Genomic DNA, 14603 nt, shown 5'->3' with positions numbered 1-14603 from the left:
GGACCGTTCCTGTTTCCGCGCCCTCGCCCTCGCCTCAGGCGTTCTCGTCATGGATCCGCGCACCCAGATCCTCCGCCCACTCCAGCGCCCACACCTTGAGTTCTTCGATCTGCCGGGAGGTGAGCCCGTACGCGGTGTAGTCCTCGTCCTCGTACCAGTCCGCGCCGATGAGCCGGTCCCGGAGGTCTTCGAGGCTGAACTCGTCGTGGGCGCGACGGCGGCCCAGGGATTCGAGGTCGGCGGTGGAGCGGTGGCGGGAGGCGGCCTGGACGTCGATGAGGTCGCGAACGGTGCCGCGGTCGGCGAGGGCACGGACCTTGGTGCCGATCACGTCGTCGAGGGAAAGAACGGGGCCGTAGGGGGTCTGGGCGGGCGGAGCCCAGAACGCCTCCTTGAGGACGTCGACCTCGCACTCCTCGCCGGTGTCCGGATCGGTGACGAGGAACCGGCCGCTGAGCGGATCGGTCTGGACGTGCGTGGTCCGCCATCCGCGCGCACTGAGACCTGCTGTGAGTGAGGCGACGATCTCCTGCATCGGAGCGGGGTTCTCGGTGGCGACGTCGAGGTCGCGGCTGACGCGTTCGACCAGGCCGTGGGCCTGCACGGCGTATCCGCCGGTGAGGACCAGAGGGTAGGGGGAGCCGAGGTCGATGATGTCGGCGAGCAGACGCTCGTGGAGCGGAGTGAGCCTCACGCGGCGGTCGTGTCGGCCGGAGCGGTACGGAGCAGCTCGGGGAAGGCGTCCTCCCAGACCTCGCGGATGTAGGGACTGATCAAGCGCCGCAGCACGGGCCACTGCTCGACGAGCAGCCGGTGGTGCAGGAGGGCCACCAGGTCCTCACTCAGTCCTTCGGCCAGGACGGTCCGGTAGAGCGTCATGCGGGACTTCGGACGGTCCAGGCTGTAGCTCGTCCGCCCGGACCAGACGATGTGGAGCGGCAGGTCCACGTCGCCCTCGACGGGGCCAGCCAGCTCCTGCAAGCGCTCGGGCAGCCGGCTGCGGTAGCGGTGCCGCAGCACCTCGGCGCGGGGGGCGGTGATCGTCGTGTCCATGCATCCAGTATCACTGCCGGGAGGCGGCGGCATGGCGGATACGGGGCTCCCCTGTCGTACGTACGAGTCGGGCGCCGCACGCTCCTCCCTCGGGCATCTCCCATTGAGCGCGTTCCATCCTGAAAATCGCAGGTCATGGGCCCTGGTGTGGGTCGTGGCTGGTGGGCTCCGGCTGGTCGGGGGCGAGATCGTCAGCACGTGATCGTCTGTCACGGGTGAGGTCGGGCGTTCTGAGGTGGGCCCGGCCGCTGGCCGCGTAGGTTCCGCGGCATGACGGATGTGCTGACGTGGACGGTGCAGCAGCGGCTTGAGCTGGGAACGTGCGGAGCTGTTGCGCACGGAGCCGGCCGGTATCTCCTCCGCCCGGCCCGGCCGGTCCAGCGAGATCACCGCCGCCCGCCACGACAAGATCACCGCGCATCTCCGCGAGGCCGGCCTCGGCGCCCTGGCCGACCTCGGCTTCGTCGGCCTGGACGACCAGCCCGACGACGACCCCGTGATCATCACCGGCCGCAAGGCCAACCGACGATCACCCCCGCAGTGATCATGATGCTGACCGGCAGGAATCCGTCACTCCCGGACCACACCAGCCCCGCGAGCTGCGGAATCAGGATGAAACGGTCCCATTGCCGACCGTACCGGCCTACCGCCGACCGTACCGACCGCTCTCCGGCCGTCGTTCCCGAACGGTCCTCGGCCGACGGTCCCTCACTCGCACCTGAAACAATGGCGATCAGTCACAGCGGGGCGGCGCAATCGGCTGCGCACCGTTCTTGCCGCGGCTGGGGAGGACGGTGCTCGGCGACGGTGTGACTGAGGGCGGCGATGCCGTCGGAAGACGGGCTGAGGATACGGAGTGCTGCTTTTCATGCGGTTTCGAAAGAGCGCTGTCATCGCGGTTGTGTGTGCCTTGGTCACTGGTGTCTCGGGGGACCGTGCCGGCACCTCCGCGCCCGCGGGGGGACCTGTGGAAGACCTCCTGAACGGCAGGGACTGGGCTCACTTCGCCGGCGGGAAGCCCACGCACACAGGAGTACGGATCACACCCCTCGACCGGCGCATCACACGCCAGGACGGTACCGGCGGACAGCCGAACCCACCGGTGAACCTGCGCGGTCCCCACCTGGTGTTCCGAGGGGATGTCCGGATCGAAGCCGGCCTGCGGCGCACGGATGACACGGATGCCTACCTGCATCTGTACGGTGAGACGCCGGTCATCTACGACGAATGGCGCTACGAACGGCGCGGCGTGCGCATCGGCGTGGTCGGCGGGAGGCTCCGGATCGACCGCTGGGACGGGGACTCCGACAGACCTGCGATGACCCGGACCTTCGGGAGCGGCCTGGGGCTCGAAGTCCGCCTCGCCGTCGAAGTCCGCGCGAACAGGCTTGTGCTGGAGGCCGACGGCAGGGTCGTGGGAACCGTTCCCGCGCGGGACGTCTTCGGCAGTGGCCGCATCTGGTTCGGCGCGGATGCGGGAGCCCGCGGGAAGGGCTGGACCCTCAGCGATCTCCACGCGCGGTCACTGGGACGGGGCCGGATGTCCGTCGTGGACGCGCCTGGCCTGCGAGTGCCCCGGTCCAGCGATGCGATGCGTGATCTGGCGGCGGTTCTCCCACGCCCGATCCATATGGGAACCGCCCTGGCCGCGGGCCCCTTGTTGACTGACAGCGTCTACCGCCGGACGGCGGGTGAGGAGTTCTCCATGCTTACGCCGGAGAACGACTTCAAGCCGCAGTTCGTCCAGCCTCGACGCGGCGTGTTCGCGTTCGCGGAAGGCGATATCTTGGTGGACTTCGCCGAGGCCAACAGGATGAAGGTGCACGGCCACACCCTCGTCTGGTTCGAAGCCCTGCCCGCATGGATGCGCGCCGAGATGACGCACGAGCAACGCAGGCGCGTCATGGTGGAGCACATACGCGCGGTAGCGGGCCACTTCCGGGGGAAGGTGGCGGAATGGGACGTGGTGAACGAGCCCATGTCCGACGAGGATGAGGACTACTCCAACGGCAACCGGGGCGTGCGGCCACAGTTGTGGTTCGAAGCGATGGGTGAGCAGTACATCGACATCGCCTTCCATGCTGCCCGCGAGGCCGACCCGCACGCGGTGCTGTACCTCAACGAGTACGGGGTGGAGGAGGACGGTCCACGCTGGGATGCCCTCTACGCGCTGCTGATCCGGTTGAAGGAGCGGGGCGTTCCGATCGATGGCGTCGGTTTCCAGGACCACGAATACGCCGTCGGCGACCGTACCGACCCCGAGGTCTTCCGACGCAAGGTCCGGGCTTTGGCCGGGCTCGGCCTGAAGGCCCGGGTCTCGGAGGCGGACGTCCTCGTCGACGAGGACGAAGAGGACATCCAGGCCCGCCAGTTGGCGGGGAAACTCGCAGTCTGCGGCGAAGAACCCAACTGCACCTCGTTCTCGACCTGGGGTTTCACCGACAAGTACGGCTCCACGGCTGACCTGCGACACTATCCCCCGAGTCCGGGAAACGCTCTTCCCTGGGACGCGACGTACGAGGCGAAACCCGCCTACTGGGCGCTGCGTGACGTCCTGGACGACGCTCGCCGCTCAGGTACTGGATAGGTACGGCGAACACCGCGAACGACCAGGGGGACCGTTTCATCCTGATTCCGCAGCCCGCGGGGCCGGCGTGGTCCGGGAGTGACGGATTCCTGCCGGTCAGCATCATGATCACTGCGGGGGTGATCGTCGGTCACCTCCGGACCCGGTGTTCGCGATGACGAGGAGGGCCCGCAGGAGGGTGGTCGCGTGGCGGGCGTTCGTGCGGACCTTGGTCAGGATGCGCCAGGACTTGAGGTGGGCGAACCCGTGTTCGACGGCGGCGCGTTCGCGGCTGATCAGCCGGTTCGCTTCCTTCTCGGCATCGGTGAGTTGGTGGTTCCGGGTGGCCTTGCGGCCGGTGATGATCACGGGGTCGTCGTCGGGCTGGTCGTCCAGGCCGACGAAGCCGAGGTCGGCCAGGGCGCCGAGGCCGGCCTCGCGGAGATGCGCGGTGATCTTGCCGTGGCGGGCGGCGGTGATCTCGCTGGACCGGCCGGGCCGGGCGGAGGAGATCCAGATCAGGTTGCACCAAGGCACAGGGGCTGGCCGACAAGGTGCTGCCCGATGCGGTCAAGGCCCAGGCGCACCGGAGGATGGCCGAGCCGGGATCCGGTGAGGCCGAAGACACCGGATGAAAGCCCGCGGAGAGCGAACCGCGTACGCACACGGACTGCCCCCGCCGCTCCCGTGGCCGAAGTCGTGCGGATCGCCATCAGCTCAGTGGGGACTCCTTCCGGGAGCAAGGAAAGGATCCCACCTGATGTGACGCCTACGGGCGTGGCACGGCAGGGGGTTGCCTTCGCACGCACTCCAACTCCTGGCCTTCACCAGCATGGAGACGACGCAGGGGACGGCCGCCGGTAGGCACGCGTCGTACACAAGGGCCCTTGGACGAAGCGGAATCGAGGTGAGCGCCCTCGGTTTTGGCTGCTGGGCCATCGGCGGGGAATGGCAGGGCCCCGACGGGAGCCCGCTCGGCTGGGGCAAGGTCGATGACGAGGAGTCCGTGCGTGCCGTGCGCCGTGCGCTGGACCTCGGTGTGACCTTCTTCGACACCGCCGACGTCTACGGGACCGGGCACAGCGAGCGTCTACGGGGACGGGCCCTCGGCAGGCACAGGGCGGACGTCGTCGTGGCCACCAAGTGGGGCAACCTCTTCGACGAGGAGAGCAAAGTCCTCACAGGCAGCGACGACTCACCGGCGTACGTACGACGTGCGCTGACGGATTCGCTCGGCAGGCTCGGCACCGACTACGCGGACCTTTACCAGCTGCACCTGTCGGACGCGGACCCCGAACGGGCCGCTCTCCTGCGGGACGGCTGCGAGGATCTCGTACGGGAAGGGCTGATCCGCGCGTACGCATGGAGCACTGACGCCCCGGGGCGCGCGGCCCTCTTCGCCGCAGGCCCGCACTGCGCGGCCGTGCAGCACCGCTGCAACGTCCTCCAGGACGCGCCCGAAATGCTCGTCCCTGTGTGAGGCGTCCGACCTCGCGAGCATCAACCGCAGCCCGCTCGCGATGGGGCCGCTGACCGGAAAGTACGTTCCGGGAGCACGCTCGCCTCCGGGGACATCCGCAGTGCACCGCCTGCCCGGCTCGGCCCGGACCTCGCCGCCGTCCGGCCCTACGGTCTCATCGATCTCATCGATGACGCGATGACGCGATGACGCGATGACGCGATGACGCGATGACGCGATGACGCGATGACGCGATGACGCGATGACCGTGCGGTGTGAGCTGTCAGATTTTTCCGATGCCGAGCGTGGTCTCGCGAGGCAGCATGCCTGAGCCCAGGACCTCCAGCCAGAGTGGGCCGAGGAGTTCGGCGAGCCTCGCGGTGCCCTTGTCGCCGAGAGTCCGCCAGGGGGCAGCGGCGAGTTCGTCGGTGCGCCGCTCGACCTCTGCGCGCAGGGCGCGGCCCGCGTCGGTCGCGGTGTGGTCGGCGTTCAGCAATCCTCGGGCGAAGAGCCGTTCGCGGGCGGCCGCCCACTCCTGCTCGTTCCAGCCGCGGCTGGCGAAGACGTCGGCCGGCGCCGCGCCGATCGCGGCGAACGACACCAGCGCCTCCACCGAGTCGAGGCCCGCCGTCAGGAGAGCGGCGAGATGACCGTCGCCGCGGTGCTCGCGCAGGATCGTCGCAGCCTGCCAAAGCACGAGGTGCGGCTCCTGGGGCCAGGGCAACTCGGCATTGGCGGCGGCGAGCGGTCGGCCCTCGGTGTGTACGGCCTCCGCTGCCCGGCGGGCGAGTGCGGCGGCCTCGGCGACTTCGGGGCTGTCCGTCCGCGCACGGAAGAGAGCGCGGTACGCCCGGTCGATGCCACGCGTCCGGGCATCGATCACCTTGCCCGGTGCGGCGACGTCCCAGGCGGCGGGGATGTGCTCAGCGACCATGCGGGGGCTGAAACTGTAGAACGCGGAGGCCACCTGACGAGATCCTTGCGCCCCGAGCGGTGCCGCCCGCAAGGCGAAGTAGCTCGGCCAGCGCTCGCCGGTGCCGTAGCCGAGCGACTCGACCTCCTCGAGGACCTGTGGCGCGAAATAGAGGACGGCATGCAGGGGCTCCAGGAGGTGCCACATCTGCCTTGCACGGCCCTTGTCGTTGCTCAAAGCGGCTCCCCTTTTCCGCGGCCCTCACGTTTTGTCATTGCCCAGACTGCCTTCGACGCGCAATCTTGTCAATGACTAGATCGCGCTAAGCTGCTCTCATGCCCACCGAACGCTCCTACCACCACGGAGACCTGCGACGGGCCGTGCTTACCGCGGCCCTCGACGTCATCGCCACCGAAGGGCCGGCGGCCCTGTCCCTGCGTGACCTGGCCCGCCGCGCGGGCGTTTCTCACGCCGCGCCCGCACACCACTTCAAGGACCGCTCGGGGCTTCTCACCGCCATCGCCACCGAGGGTCACAGCCTCCTGGCCGCCACTCTTGACGAGGCGAAGGACCTGCGCGACCTGGGCGTCCGGTACGTGCGCTTCGCCACTGCGCACCCAGCACACTTCCAGATCATGTTCCGACCGGAGCTTCTGCGCCCGGACGACGCGGAACTCCTCGCGGCGCGCGAACGGACGCGGAGCATGCTCCGTACGGCCGTGGAGGGCCATGGTGACGATCCGGTCATCAACTTCATGGCGGCCTGGTCGATGGCCCATGGTTTCGCGACGCTGCTGCTCTCCCGCAACCTTGACGGTCTGCTGGACGGACGCGATCCCGAGGAGACTTTCGAGGCGCTGGCGGGCGTGATGTTCGGCCCGACTGGATCCGCCTCGGCGGGCTGACCCGTACGGACGGAGACGCGGGCCGGCCGTATCCCCGGCACCACTCGGCCTCCGTCCGGGGCCGGGTCGGCCCCGTCACGCCTTCGCCTGCCCCGGGCCCGGGGCAGGCGAAGGCCGCATTGCCGATGCCGAGCTGCAGAAACGCCTGATGGCCGGACGCGCCGGCGTCCACCTCTCCGCCACGGCGTCGTCCTTGTCGCCCACCCCGGAGCCTTCCCAGAACCACGGTCTTCCTCGGCTGCGTATGGATCAGTTGGGCCACGTCGTGGGGCGCGGGTCAGTTTCGTCCAGCGCTGCCGCCTGTTGCTGGAGGGCTCGTATCAGTGCCATGACCTGGGGGAGGCTGCGGCGGAGGATGGTGGCGACGCCGATGTGCCGGGTCGGAACCGGCGGCACGATCGGGACGGTGCGCACTCCCGCCACCTGAGGGGTCTGCGCGATGGAGGGGATCAGTGAGATTCCCAGGCCCGCGGCGACGAGCGAGCGGGCGAAGAAGTAGTCGGTCGTCGTGCTGCGCACATCTGGGTCGAAACCGGCACGTTCGGCGTAACGGCGCAGGTAAGCCTCGGTCTTGAGGCAGCCGAGCACCCAGGGCTCGGCGGCCAGCTCGGCGATGTCGAGTGACTCTCGGTCGGCCAGGGGGTGGGCGTCGGGCAGGACGACATGCAGGGGGTCTTCAAGGAGTGCCGTCCACGCCAGGCTGGGGGTCGGGCCGAGCCGGCCGGGCAGCGGGCCGTCGAAGTGGTAGGCGAGTGCGAGGTCTACGGCGCCCTGGCGGACCAGCGGCAGGCTGTCTTCGGGCTCGGCTTCCCTGACGTGGACCACGGTGTCGGGGTGGGCGGTGGCCAGGCGGGTGAGTGCGCCGGGCAGAAGGAGCCTGCCTCCGCTGGTGAAGGTGGCGATGGTGATCTGGGTGCGGCCGCTGCCGAGTTGATCGACTTGCTGCTGGGCGTGTGCGAGCTCCGCGGCGACCGACTCGGCAGCCCCGACCATGATCCGGCCGGCCGGGGTCAGGGTGACTCCGCGGGTACTGCGCGCGACGACCTGGGCACCGAGGCTGCGCTCGAGTGCGGCGACGTGCTGGGAGACGGCTGAAGGGGTGAGGTGGAGGGCCGCGGCCGCCTGGTTGAAGCTGCCGTGTTCGGCCACGGTCCGCAGGACACGGAGCCGCTGCACATCGATCAACAGTAATCCTTAATACGTAGCCAGTGGTTGGGCACTTCTGCTGATGACTGTAGGTGTTCAGGATGGGGGCATGAAAAGGATCTGCGTGATCGGCGGAAGCCGCTATTTCGGCAAGGTCCTGGTGCAGCGCCTGCAGGCAACAGGACACCGGGTCACTGTGATCAACCGCGGCTCCACCCCGCCGCCGACAGGGATCGAGCACCTCGTTGCCGATCGTGATGACGAGGCTGCCCTGATCGCCGCGCTGGGGTCTCGCAGCTTCGATGTGGTCGTGGACCAGGTCTGCTACACCCCGGTGCAGGCCGCGATCGCCGCCCGTGCCTTCAGCGGCCGCACCCGGCGCTACGTCATGACCTCCACGATCGAGGTCTACGATCCGGCAACCGCCGTGCTGCCTGCGGTCCCGCCCGGGACATCGGTGCCTGAGGAGACGGTTGATCCGGCCACCTGGCTGGTGCGGATGGACCTGCCCTGGCACGACGCGGCGTACCTTCAGGCGCATTACGCTGAAGGCAAGCGCCAGGCGGAGGCCGTCCTCGCCCAGCACCACGGGTTCGCTTTCGCCGCCGTACGCAGCGCCCACGTCCTCGGTGGCGGCGCGGCGGAGTTCACCGGCCGGCTCAGGCACTACACCGAGCGCATCACCCACGGTACAGAGATCACCGTGCACGCCGAGGCGCTGCCCACGGTCTTCGTCCACTACGAGGAGCTGGCGGAGCTGCTGCGGTGGGCGGCCACGCTCACCGATGCCACCGGCCCGGTCAACGCCTGCTCCGACGGCCCACTTGACGTCTACGGCCTCGGTGCTGTCATCGCCGTACAGGCCGGCAGGGAGGCCGCGTACCGCAGCGTCGCCGCGGGCGAGCCGGCCTCGCCGTTCTCTTTCGACCGCCACTACGCCATGAGCAACGCCCGCGCGAAGGGACTGGGCTTCTCCTTCTCCCGCACCACCGACTGGCTCCCCGGCGTCGTCGCCGAAGCCCTCGCCACAGCCGCCGCCCCCACCTCCTGAGGAACGGACACACCATGCAGTACCGCACCGTCGGAGACACTGCCGTGAGCGCCGTCGGCCTGGGCGCCATGCCCCTGTCCATCGAGCACCGCCCGGACGAACAGCGGGCCATCGCCACCATCCACGCCGCCCTGGACGCCGGGGTCACGCTCATCGACACCGCCGACAGCTACCACTGGCACGCCGGCGAAGCCGGCCACAACGAACTCCTCATCGCCCGCGCCCTGGCCCGCTACGGCGGGGACACCTCCCACCTGCTCGTCGCCACGAAGGGCGGCCGCGGCCGCCCCGGCGACGGCAGCTGGACCGTCAACGCCACCCCCGGCCACCTCAAGCGCGCCGCCGAGGCGTCCCTGAAGCGCCTGGGTGTGGAGGCCATCGGCCTGTACCAGCTGCACAAGCCGGATCCAGCCGTGCCCTGGGCGGAGTCCGTGGGCGCGCTGCGCGAGCTGCTCGACGCCGGCACCATCCGCGCCGCCGGGATCTCCAACGTCACCGTCGGCCAGATCCGCGAGGCGCACGCGATCCTCGGCGACGGCCTCGTCTCCGTACAGAACCAGTACTCACCGGCGGTTCGCGACAGTGAGCCCGAGCTGCGGCTGAGCACCCGGTTGGGGCTGGCCTTCCTGCCCTGGAGCCCACTGGGCGGCATCTCCCGAAGCTCCCTGGACGGCACCCGCGGCCCGACCGCCGCGAGCACCGCCTTCCACCGCATCGCGTCCGTGCACGGCGTCAGCCCGCAGCAGATCGCCCTGGCTTGGCTGCTGGCCCGCTCCCCGGCGGTGATCCCGGTGCCGGGCGCCAGCCGCCCGGCATCGATCCAGGACTCCGCCAAGGCGGCCGGGCTCGAGCTGAGCGAGGCGGAGCAGACTCAGCTGGACGACTGCCCTGGTGCGCGGCGCGTGAGGCTCGCACCAGCGCCCTCCGGTCGGCCTCGGCGTCACTCCCCCACCTCGCCGGACCGCCGCGTCGCGCCCATCCCGGTTGCCGGTCTCCGCGGCCATCCGTGCGGGATTCCGCTTCCCTGACGGTCTTGTCGACGGTCATGGAGTCCCCCGCTTTCGGCCGGTTCCGCGTCACGGAGTTCCCCACCCTCGTGGTCACGGTTCCCCAGGGGGACGGCGGTCGCGGACCTGGGCGCCATGCAGGCGTTGGGGCGGGCAGCCGTCTGCTGTCGGCGATCGGACTGACCACACCGGCGGAGGGTACTCGGATCACCTCGGCCAGTGCGCGTGCGGTGTTCTCACGGGTGCTGAGGCGTGGCACGCAGTCCTTCGAGGAGTGCGGCCAAGTAGCGGCGTGCGGTGTCGAGCCGGTCGGCGGGGGTGCCGCCATGAACGTCGACGGAGTAGGCGATGCCGCACATGAGCGGGACGAGGTCGGTGGCGGCCAGGTCACGTCGGACCGCCCCGGCGGCGCGCGCCCGGTCGAAGAGTGCGGTGCCGACCGACTGAAGCATCTCTTTGAGTTCCGTGGTGCGGGGCAAGGTGTCGGTGGCTGCGGCGGCGACCGGGGCCAGGGACGCATCGGTGACCTGCGCTTCGACGGTGCGGAACAAGAAGGCTTCGAGGGCGCGCCGGGGGTCGGTGTCGGCCAGCGCCTGCCGGCCGTGGGCGGCCAGGGCTTCCAGGCAGGGAGTGGCGACGGTCTCCAGCAGCGCCTCAGGGGTGGCGAAGTGGCGGTAGACAGTGCCGACTCCGAGTCCGGCGCGGCCGGCGACATCGTTCAGTTGCAGGGGTGTGCCCTGGTCGACGAGGGCACGGGCGACAGCGACGATCCGGTCCCAGTTGCGGGCCGCGTCCTTGCGAAGGGGCGTCGTCATGGGGGACATGCTAATCGGATGACCCATCCGGATGATGCCGCCGCCGGCACCCGTACCGCTTGGCGGGTCAGGTTGCCGTGAGGGGTGCGTACCGTTCGCTGAGCCGACGCACGTCCTGGGCGACGCGGGGGTCTGTGGCTGCGCGCGGAGGTGTCACCGGGTGGGTCCGGGCTCCGATGACGATGCCGGTCCGGCCCGTAAGGGCGGCGTCGGTGGCGGCGACGATCGAGGGCCGGGCAGCCAGGGACGCCGGACCCGAAGTAGAGCGTTCGAACTTGCGGCGTACCAGCGGCCACAGCAGCCGCAGGGCTGGTGAGACGATCTTCGGGTGGGTCATGGTGCCGTTGGTCATGTCGGTCGCGGCGCCTCCGGGGTCGGCGGCGAAGACAGAGACGGCCGTGCCCTGGAGCCGGGTGGCAAGGTCGAGCGTGTAGGCGAGGTTGGCGAGCTTGGCGCGGCCGTACCAGTGGAAGCCGTAGTAGCCGCCGGGCGGCTCGACGGCGTCGAAGGACCTCTTCGCAGCCCTGACCGCACCCGATGTCACGTTCACGATCCTGCTGGGCGCGTCGGTCGTCAGCGTGGGCAGGAGCAGTTCCGTCAGCAGGTACGGCGAGAGGTGGTTGACGAGGAACGACGCTTCGATCCCGTCCAGGGTCTGTCGCTCCGGGAACATCGCACCGACGTTGTTGACCAGCACGGTCAGCGGGTCGCCAGAGGTGGCATGCTCGGCGGCGATCTGGTCGGCGAGTGCGCGCACCTGGTCGAGCGAGCCGAGGTCGGCGGGCAGGAACCGTGCGGGATGGGCCGGGTTCATCGCGTTGATTCGGTCGACCGCCTGGGCACCCCTGTCGGCATTGCGTCCGACCACGGTGACGGAGAGCCCGGCGTCGGCCAGCCCCAGGGCCGTCTCCAGCCCGATACCGGCTGTCCCCGCCGTGACCACAGCTGCCTTCTTCGTCATGTGCCCCTCCACCCAGCCATACGGATAGCTCATCCGTTTGTCGGGGACCGTAACACACAACTGGATGACCTATCCGCTTACGGTTGCTCGGCCGTGGAACAAGCGCTGCCGGACGGCATGAAGCCGCTCCGATCCGAGGGCGCCGGACGCCCTGGGCGTCCGGCGGCCAATGTCCCCACCGGACACCTGGGGAATTACGTGACCGTCCACAGTCTTTCCGCGATGCGTCGGGTACAGCGGGGAGGCAGGGAAAGAATGCGACTGGCGTCACGCGACCCATCCCCGTCCGTCGCATCGGGGACCGCACACGCACGAAGGACCCCACGGCTCAACAGGTACGCGCGATCATGACCACCGACCTGGTGACCGTCGCCCCGCAGACCCCGGTGAGGGATGTGGCCGGGCGGTTGCCCGGGGCTGCCGCGAACGGGCAGTCGGCACAGGGCAGGCATTCGGCGACTCCGCAGGTGCGGGGACGAGTGCGATCGGTGCGGGGACGGATGCGCAGCCGGTCCGTCGGTCGGCCATGCCCCGGCGTGCCGGACGTCGTCCTGGTTCAGGGCATGGCGGTGTCCGACCGCCTTCCGCCCGGGCTGGGCGCGTTCGGCCAGTGGATCCGGGCCCACCCGGTCGGGCTGCCGGGGTTCGCCGGCAGCGGTGATCCGCCGCATGAGCTGGATGTGCCGGAGTTCGGTCGCTGCGTCGCCGACCGGCTGCCCACTCCGTCAGCCGGACCGCGAGTTCCTGGCCGACAGGGCGGCGGTCGTGGAATCACATGATCTGGATATCCGTCTTCCTTAGAGGTTGCGCGGATAGGCGCTGTGGAGGTCTCGTCGGCCCCGCACGGCTGCGCGTGGACACCGTCCGCTTCGGCCGGATCGACACCCCACTCCTGCACTCGCGGCCGGGGCTGGACTCCGACGACGCGATCACCGCCGGCTGAGCGACCACTCCTTTCGGACGCTTCGGCACCGCCGAGGAAGCCGCCGCCCCGGCCCTTTACGACGGAGCGTCCGTCTGCCGGTATGCCGGGGTCGAGAAGGCGGCGAACGCGGCGTCCAGCAGTTCGCCGAGGTCCTCTTCGCCGTCGCTCGCACTCCATTGCCCGAGGACGATCCACAGGCATTCGAGCGCCGCCGCTACGCGAACGTTGGCGATGACCGATGACCCGTCGGTCGAGGAGGTCGTCTCCTGCAGTCGGGCGACGATCCCTGGTCGCCATTCAGCCTGCTTCTCGCGGAGGCGTGCGCACAGGGCCGGGGTCTGCTCGATGAGGCCGAGGATCGTCACGAGTTCCTGGACGTCGCGCACGAGGAACGTCACGGCTGACTCCAGGGCGTTGCGCAGCCTGCTCCAGTCGTCCTGGTTGGCCCGGTCGGCATCGAGCGCGTCAGCGATGACGTCACCGACAGGGTCGAAGACGAACAGGACCACGTCTTCCTTGGTGCCGAAGTAGCGCAGGAAGGTGCTCCGCGACACTCCGGCGGCTTCGGAGAGGTCGGTAAAGGTGACCTGGTTGAAGCCGGTGAGGCAGAACCGGTTGAACGCGACGCGGGCCAGCTCTGCTCGCACCGCGTGGCGGCTGATCTCACGGGTACCGACTGGCGCTGCGCTCATGGGACGAGTGTACTCCGACACACTCGTTTGCTTCTTTGGGTACAGGATTCTAACTTGATACTCAGTGTCAGCCGCGACGCTGAGATTCGCGACGCTGTCCCCAGCCGACGGCCCGGTCGCGGGCCGTCCCTTACCGCGAAATGAGCCACCTCATGAGCTACGCAGACCTTCCCGCCCTGACGATCGACGTCTCGGACGGGGTCGCGACGGTGACAATCGATCACCCGCCGCTCAATCTGATGGACGCGGTCCTCCTGCCGTCCCTCCGGGCATTCGTCGCGCGTGTGCGGGACGACGCCGACGTCCGCGTCATTGTCTTCGAGAGCGCCGACCCGGAGTTCTTCATTGCGCACGGCGACATGGCCTACCTCACCGACCCTGACGCGCTGCCTGCAGCCACTCGCGCTGCGATCGCGGCCGCGCCGGGCTCGACCGTCCCGGAAGGCCTGAACATCCTCCAGGCGATGAGCGAGGAGGTCCGCTCGCTGCCGCAGGTCACCATCGGCAAGCTGGCGGGCTTCGCGCGCGGCGCGGGCAACGAGTTCTTCATGTACCTGGACATGCGATTCGCGGCGATCGGCACGTCGGGGCAGGGGCAGCCGGAGTCCTTGATGGGGATCCTGCCCGGAGGCGGCGGCACGGTGAACATGACGCGCCTGGCGGGAAGGGCCCGCACGCTGGAGCTCATCCTCGGCGCCGAACTCGTGGGCGCGGAGCTCGCGGAACGGTACGGCCTGATCAACCGTGCCCTGCCCGCCGCAGAACTCGATTCCTTCGTCGACACCCTCGCCCGACGGATCGCCGGCCTCCGGCCGGAGGTGATCTCCATCACCAAGGCTGCGGTCGACGCGGTCGCGCCTCCGATTCCGCGTGCGGCGTACGCCGTTGAGAACGAGGGCCTGTTCGCGGCGTTCGGCGATGAGGTCACCGAGCTCGCCCACAAGCTGCTCGCCGCTGGTATCCAGACCCGCGAGGGCGAACGGGACCACGAGCGCATCGCCAACAGCGTCTGAGAGGTCGTTTTCGCCTGCATTGCCCATGTATCCAGCGGTTTTCAGGCCGCCGGGTTGTGGTGCTCGTGCTGCTGGAGATGCGGGCTGATTTTTGCTG

General features: G+C 69.5%; 14 protein-coding genes and 1 pseudogene. 7 read left to right on the top strand and 8 right to left on the bottom strand.

From position 1 onward, the window contains the following. Positions 1-34: 34 nt before the first annotated feature. Positions 35-694, bottom strand: a complete 660-nt coding sequence (locus tag KUM38_RS23840) for a nucleotidyl transferase AbiEii/AbiGii toxin family protein (RefSeq protein WP_217131470.1) — start codon at positions 692-694, stop codon at positions 35-37. Next, on the bottom strand, positions 691-1053 hold the full coding sequence (locus tag KUM38_RS23835; protein WP_217131469.1) for a hypothetical protein: 363 nt from the start codon (positions 1051-1053) through the stop codon (positions 691-693). Before KUM38_RS23835 ends, KUM38_RS23840 begins: the two co-directional genes overlap by 4 nt. 307 nt (positions 1054-1360) lie before the next feature. On the opposite strand from KUM38_RS23835, the gene KUM38_RS23830 reads away from it, so the two are divergent. After that, complete coding sequence (locus tag KUM38_RS23830; RefSeq protein WP_254397657.1) at positions 1361-1597, top strand: hypothetical protein; 237 nt, start codon at positions 1361-1363, stop codon at positions 1595-1597. Positions 1598-1909: 312 nt separating this feature from the next. After that, entirely contained in the window at positions 1910-3640 is a 1731-nt protein-coding gene (locus KUM38_RS23825; protein ID WP_217131468.1) for an endo-1,4-beta-xylanase, read from the top strand. Between the two features lie 108 nt (positions 3641-3748). On the opposite strand, the gene KUM38_RS23820 is transcribed toward KUM38_RS23825, so the two are convergent. Then, entirely contained in the window at positions 3749-4156 is a 408-nt protein-coding gene (locus tag KUM38_RS23820; protein WP_308409029.1) for a transposase family protein, read from the bottom strand. Positions 4157-4451: 295 nt separating this feature from the next. Here KUM38_RS23820 and KUM38_RS23815 point away from each other — a divergent pair. Continuing rightward, positions 4452-5213: pseudogene (locus KUM38_RS23815) on the top strand (aldo/keto reductase); the annotation flags it as partial. 148 nt (positions 5214-5361) lie between these two features. Here KUM38_RS23815 and KUM38_RS23810 read toward each other — a convergent pair. Continuing rightward, the gene (locus KUM38_RS23810; protein ID WP_374227073.1) at positions 5362-6198 is read right to left on the bottom strand and encodes a hypothetical protein; all 837 of its coding nucleotides are present in this window, start codon (positions 6196-6198) and stop codon (positions 5362-5364) included. Between the two features lie 128 nt (positions 6199-6326). Between KUM38_RS23810 and KUM38_RS23805 the strand changes: the two genes are divergently transcribed. Then, entirely contained in the window at positions 6327-6896 is a 570-nt protein-coding gene (locus KUM38_RS23805) for a TetR/AcrR family transcriptional regulator (protein WP_217131466.1), read from the top strand. Positions 6897-7145: 249 nt separating this feature from the next. On the opposite strand, the gene KUM38_RS23800 is transcribed toward KUM38_RS23805, so the two are convergent. Beyond that, entirely contained in the window at positions 7146-8081 is a 936-nt protein-coding gene (locus KUM38_RS23800; protein ID WP_217131465.1) for a LysR family transcriptional regulator, read from the bottom strand. A 70-nt stretch (positions 8082-8151) separates the two neighbouring features. Here KUM38_RS23800 and KUM38_RS23795 point away from each other — a divergent pair, with 70 nt between their 5' ends. Continuing rightward, on the top strand, positions 8152-9093 hold the full coding sequence (locus tag KUM38_RS23795; RefSeq protein ID WP_217131464.1) for an NAD-dependent epimerase/dehydratase family protein: 942 nt from the start codon (positions 8152-8154) through the stop codon (positions 9091-9093). A gap of 14 nt (positions 9094-9107) precedes the next feature. Beyond that, positions 9108-10121 carry an aldo/keto reductase gene (locus KUM38_RS23790; protein WP_217131463.1) on the top strand — a complete coding sequence of 338 codons (1014 nt, stop codon included), beginning with the start codon at positions 9108-9110 and terminating at the stop codon, positions 10119-10121. A gap of 215 nt (positions 10122-10336) precedes the next feature. Here KUM38_RS23790 and KUM38_RS23785 read toward each other — a convergent pair whose 3' ends face one another. The 3 genes from KUM38_RS23785 to KUM38_RS23775 form a co-directional block, all read right to left on the bottom strand. After that, positions 10337-10915 (bottom strand): TetR/AcrR family transcriptional regulator, encoded by a 579-nt coding sequence (locus tag KUM38_RS23785; protein ID WP_217131462.1) that lies wholly within the window; start codon positions 10913-10915, stop codon positions 10337-10339. A 67-nt stretch (positions 10916-10982) separates the two neighbouring features. Continuing rightward, positions 10983-11909 (bottom strand): SDR family NAD(P)-dependent oxidoreductase, encoded by a 927-nt coding sequence (locus tag KUM38_RS23780; protein WP_254397656.1) that lies wholly within the window; start codon positions 11907-11909, stop codon positions 10983-10985. 966 nt (positions 11910-12875) lie between these two features. Next, a complete protein-coding gene (locus tag KUM38_RS23775) occupies positions 12876-13493 on the bottom strand; it encodes a TetR/AcrR family transcriptional regulator (protein WP_217131461.1) in 618 nt (205 codons plus the stop codon). A 152-nt stretch (positions 13494-13645) separates the two neighbouring features. Between KUM38_RS23775 and KUM38_RS23770 the strand changes: the two genes are divergently transcribed. Continuing rightward, entirely contained in the window at positions 13646-14506 is an 861-nt protein-coding gene (locus KUM38_RS23770; protein WP_217131460.1) for an enoyl-CoA hydratase/isomerase family protein, read from the top strand. Positions 14507-14603: the final 97 nt, after the last annotated feature.

The sequence above is a fragment of the Streptomyces sp. AC558_RSS880 genome (assembly GCF_019049255.1).
Lineage (GTDB): Bacteria > Actinomycetota > Actinomycetes > Streptomycetales > Streptomycetaceae > Streptomyces.
Note: the sequence above shows the minus strand (reverse complement) of the source record. Positions and strands in the feature narration are given on the sequence as shown.

Coding starts and splice junctions, on each gene's coding strand:
- KUM38_RS23770 (WP_217131460.1), top strand. CDS start 13,646: ATGAGCTACGCAGACCTTCCCGCCCTGACGATCGACGTCTCGGACGGG.
- KUM38_RS23775 (WP_217131461.1), bottom strand. CDS start 13,493: ATGAGCGCAGCGCCAGTCGGTACCCGTGAGATCAGCCGCCACGCGGTG.
- KUM38_RS23810 (WP_374227073.1), bottom strand. CDS start 6,198: ATGTGGCACCTCCTGGAGCCCCTGCATGCCGTCCTCTATTTCGCGCCA.
- KUM38_RS23780 (WP_254397656.1), bottom strand. CDS start 11,909: ATGAGCTATCCGTATGGCTGGGTGGAGGGGCACATGACGAAGAAGGCA.
- KUM38_RS23785 (WP_217131462.1), bottom strand. CDS start 10,915: ATGACGACGCCCCTTCGCAAGGACGCGGCCCGCAACTGGGACCGGATC.
- KUM38_RS23795 (WP_217131464.1), top strand. CDS start 8,152: ATGAAAAGGATCTGCGTGATCGGCGGAAGCCGCTATTTCGGCAAGGTC.
- KUM38_RS23790 (WP_217131463.1), top strand. CDS start 9,108: ATGCAGTACCGCACCGTCGGAGACACTGCCGTGAGCGCCGTCGGCCTG.
- KUM38_RS23805 (WP_217131466.1), top strand. CDS start 6,327: ATGCCCACCGAACGCTCCTACCACCACGGAGACCTGCGACGGGCCGTG.
- KUM38_RS23835 (WP_217131469.1), bottom strand. CDS start 1,053: ATGGACACGACGATCACCGCCCCCCGCGCCGAGGTGCTGCGGCACCGC.